The 329-nt window shown below is 37.4% G+C and carries 1 protein-coding gene; it reads left to right on the forward strand.

Features of this window, described 5'->3' with window-relative positions:
* Positions 1-329: lytic polysaccharide monooxygenase (locus ACXIUA_RS01555; protein WP_457975950.1), on the forward strand; the 329-nt coding region annotated here is incomplete at both ends.

A 329-nucleotide genomic window follows, 5' to 3' on the forward strand; every position in this document is an offset into this window, starting at 1 on the left:
AAATTAGCCAGTGCAGGTGTCTCAGGTTTTGAACCTTTGGATGAACAAACAGCTACTCGTTGGCACAAAACAAACATTACAACAGGTCCCCTTGACATCACTTGGAACTTAACTGCCCTACATAGAACTGCTTATTGGGATTACTATATTACTAAAAATGGCTGGAATCCCAATCAACCATTAGACATTAAAAACTTCGACAAAATAGCTTCAAATGACGGTAAACAAGAAGTTCCTAATAAAGTTGTTAAACAAACAATTATTATACCGACAGACCGCAAAGGTAAACAGGTCATTTACTATGTCTGGTGCCTGTCTCTTATACACAT

This window comes from Corynebacterium sp. UMB8791 (genome assembly GCF_054166365.1).